Genomic DNA, 4,327 nt, shown 5'->3' on the forward strand with positions numbered 1-4,327 from the left:
CACGCTGGCGCGTGCGCTTCACAGTCTCCCACCTATCCTACACAAGCCGTACCGAACACCAATACCAAGCTGTAGTAAAGGTCCCGGGGTCTTTCCGTCCTGCTGCGCGTAACGAGCATCTTTACTCGTAATGCAATTTCGCCGAGTTCGCGGTTGAGACAGTGGAGAAGTCGTTACGCCATTCGTGCAGGTCGGAACTTACCCGACAAGGAATTTCGCTACCTTAGGATGGTTATAGTTACCACCGCCGTTTACTGGCGCTTAAGTTCTCAGCTTCACACCACAAGGATGTTAACCGGTCCCCTTAACGTTCCAGCACCGGGCAGGCGTCAGTCCGTATACATCGAATTACTTCTTCGCACGGACCTGTGTTTTTAGTAAACAGTCGCTTCTCCCTGGTCTCTGCGGCCCCCACCCCTAGCACGCGAAGTGCTTCAAGATGGTGGGCCCCCCTTCTCCCGAAGTTACGGGGGCATTTTGCCGAATTCCTTAACCACGATTCACTCGATCGCCTTAGTATTCTCTACCTAACCACCTGAGTCGGTTTAGGGTACGGGCGGCTCGGACCTCGCTAGAAGTTTTTCTCGGCAGCATAGGATCACCCTACTTCCCACATTACGTGGTCACCATCACGCCTTGGCCATATGACTGACGGATTTACCTACCAGTCGGCTTACACGCTTGGACGGGGACAACCATCGCCCCGCGGAGGCTACCTTCCTGCGTCACTCCATTGCTTACCTACTACAAGATCGGGTCCCACGCTCCCCACACACGCATCACCCCGAAGGGATCAAACATGGCGGTTCGGGTGGTTAGCATCCCCTGATTCGATATGGGCGGTCCTTCGCCGGTTCCGGAATATCAACCGGATGTCCATCGACTACGCCTGTCGGCCTCGCCTTAGGTCCCGACTTACCCAGGGCAGATTAGCTTGACCCTGGAACCCTTGGTTATTCGGCGGACGGGTTTCTCACCCGTCATTCGCTACTCATGCCTGCATTCTCACTCGTGTCACCTCCACCCCTGGTTCACACCGGGACTTCACTGGTGACACGACGCTCCCCTACCCAACCACACCCCTGAACAACCCCCAAAAAGGGCCGCTAGGGACTTGTGTGATTGCCACAGCTTCGGTGGTGTGCTTGAGCCCCGCTACATTGTCGGCGCGGAATCACTTGACCAGTGAGCTATTACGCACTCTTTAAAGGGTGGCTGCTTCTAAGCCAACCTCCTGGTTGTCACAGCAACTCCACATCCTTTCCCACTTAGCACACGCTTAGGGACCTTAGCTGGTGATCTGGGCTGTTTCCCTCTCGACTACGAAGCTTATCCCCCGCAGTCTCACTGCCACGCTTACACTTACCGGCATTCGGAGTTTGGCTGACGTCAGTAACCTGGTGAGGCCCATCAGCCATCCAGTAGCTCTACCTCCGGCAAGAAACACGTGACGCTGCACCTAAATGCATTTCGGGGAGAACCAGCTATCACGGAGTTTGATTGGCCTTTCACCCCTACCCACAGCTCATCCCCCCAGTTTTCAACCTAGGTGGGTTCGGTCCTCCACGACGTCTTACCGTCGCTTCAACCTGGCCATGGGTAGATCACTCCGCTTCGGGTCTAGACCCAGCGACTTCGGGCGCCCTCTTCGGACTCGCTTTCGCTACGGCTACCCCACACGGGTTAACCTCGCCACTGAGCACTAACTCGCAGGCTCATTCTTCAAAAGGCACGCCATCACCAGCACGCATGCCAGCTCTGACGGATTGTAAGCGCATGGTTTCAGGTACTATTTCACTCCCCTCCCGGGGTACTTTTCACCTTTCCCTCACGGTACTAGTCCGCTATCGGTCATCAGGGAATATTTAGGCTTACCAGGTGGTCCTGGCAGATTCACACGAGATTCCACGAGCCCCGTGCTACTTGGGTACATCATCACGCGCTGTGTTACATGTTTCGCCTACGGGACTCCCACCCACTACGGTCTACCATTCAAAGCAGTTCGGCTACACGCACACCATCACACGACCGCGCTGTCAGACACGGTACGACAACAACCCACAACCCCATGACTGCAACCCCTGACAGGTATCACACAACCATGGTTTAGCCTCATCCGCTTTCGCTCGCCACTACTCACGGAATCACTCTTGTTTTCTCTTCCTGTGGGTACTGAGATGTTTCACTTCCCCACGTTCCCTCCACGCACCCTATATATTCAGGTACGGGTCACACCACATAACTGGTGCGGGGTTCCCCCATTCGGAAACCCTCGGATCACAGCCCGGTTATCGGCTCCCCGAGGCTTATCGCAGATTCCTACGTCCTTCATCGGTTCCTGATGCCAAGGCATCCACCATGCGCCCTTAAAAACTTACACAAACCACAAACAAAACGCTTCTGGTCCGCATACAACAGCATTAAAAGCCACAAAGATGCTCGCGTCCACTATACAATTCTCAAACAACACACCAACACCAGCACACCACCACACATCACATGCAGTCATGCACCAGGCAGCACCAGAAAAAACCACCCACCCCACCCTTAAGGACAGGGAAGGGTCGTTTCCTCAGGACCCAACAACGTGTCGACACTCACCACACACCACCAACACCACTCTTTCCCCAACCAGCAGCAAACCCTTCGAAGGCCAAAACCCCCAAAACAGTCACCACATGGTTCGTACTCAAGCCATGCCAGCACCACGTGCAAGCCCCATGATTGATGTTCCACCCGTGAGCCACCCCACTGTGCATTCGACATTGAAAGGTGTTAACGCTCCTTAGAAAGGAGGTGATCCAGCCGCACCTTCCGGTACGGCTACCTTGTTACGACTTAGTCCCAATCGCCAATCCCACCTTCGACGGCTCCCCCCACAAGGGTTAGGCCACCGGCTTCGGGTGTTACCGACTTTCGTGACTTGACGGGCGGTGTGTACAAGGCCCGGGAACGTATTCACCGCAGCGTTGCTGATCTGCGATTACTAGCGACTCCAACTTCATGGGGTCGAGTTGCAGACCCCAATCCGAACTGAGACCAGTTTTAAGGGATTCGCTCCACCTCACGGCATCGCAACCCTCTGTACCAGCCATTGTAGCATGCGTGAAGCCCAAGACATAAGGGGCATGATGATTTGACGTCATCCCCACCTTCCTCCGAGTTGACCCCGGCAGTCTCCCATGAGTCCCCACCATTACGTGCTGGCAACATGGAACGAGGGTTGCGCTCGTTGCGGGACTTAACCCAACATCTCACGACACGAGCTGACGACAACCATGCACCACCTGTACACCAGCCCAAAGGCTGCACCATCTCTGGCACATTCCGGTGTATGTCAAGCCTTGGTAAGGTTCTTCGCGTTGCATCGAATTAATCCGCATGCTCCGCCGCTTGTGCGGGCCCCCGTCAATTCCTTTGAGTTTTAGCCTTGCGGCCGTACTCCCCAGGCGGGGCGCTTAATGCGTTAGCTGCGGCACGGAACTCGTGGAATGAGCCCCACACCTAGCGCCCAACGTTTACGGCATGGACTACCAGGGTATCTAATCCTGTTCGCTCCCCATGCTTTCGCTTCTCAGCGTCAGTTATGGCCCAGAGACCTGCCTTCGCCATCGGTGTTCCTCCTGATATCTGCGCATTTCACCGCTACACCAGGAATTCCAGTCTCCCCTACCACACTCTAGCCTGCCCGTACCCACCGCAGACCCAGGGTTAAGCCCTGGGCTTTCACGGCAGACGCGACAAACCGCCTACAAGCTCTTTACGCCCAATAATTCCGGACAACGCTCGCACCCTACGTATTACCGCGGCTGCTGGCACGTAGTTAGCCGGTGCTTCTTCTCCCACTACCGTCACAAAAAAGCTTCGTCATGGGCGAAAGGAGTTTACAACCCGAAGGCCGTCATCCCCCACGCGGCGTCGCTGCATCAGACTTCCGTCCATTGTGCAATATTCCCCACTGCTGCCTCCCGTAGGAGTCTGGGCCGTGTCTCAGTCCCAGTGTGGCCGGTCACCCTCTCAGGCCGGCTACCCGTCAAAGCCATGGTAGGCCACTACCCCACCATCAAGCTGATAGGCCGCGAGTCCATCCTCCACCACAAAAACTTTCCACACACAGACCATGCGGCCATGTGTCATACCCGGTATTAGACCCCGTTTCCAAGGCTTATCCCAAAGTGAAGGGCAGGTTACTCACGTGTTACTCACCCGTTCGCCACTAATCCAAACCAGCAAGCTGGTCCTTCATCGTTCGACTTGCATGTGTTAAGCACGCCGCCAGCGTTCGTCCTGAGCCAGGATCAAACTCTCCGCAAAAAAATACAAAAAA

At 55.4% G+C, this 4,327-nt stretch carries 2 rRNA genes; both read right to left on the minus strand.

The window, feature by feature from the left end:
• Positions 1 to 2,380, minus strand: a 23S ribosomal RNA gene (locus HJ588_RS18890); the annotation flags it as partial.
• A 409-nt stretch (positions 2,381 to 2,789) separates the two neighbouring features.
• A 16S ribosomal RNA gene (locus tag HJ588_RS18895) occupies positions 2,790 to 4,314 on the minus strand.
• Between the last annotated feature and the right edge of the window lie 13 nt (positions 4,315 to 4,327).

The organism is Flexivirga aerilata, assembly GCF_013002715.1.
GTDB classification, from domain to species: Bacteria; Actinomycetota; Actinomycetes; order Actinomycetales; family Dermatophilaceae; genus Flexivirga; species Flexivirga aerilata.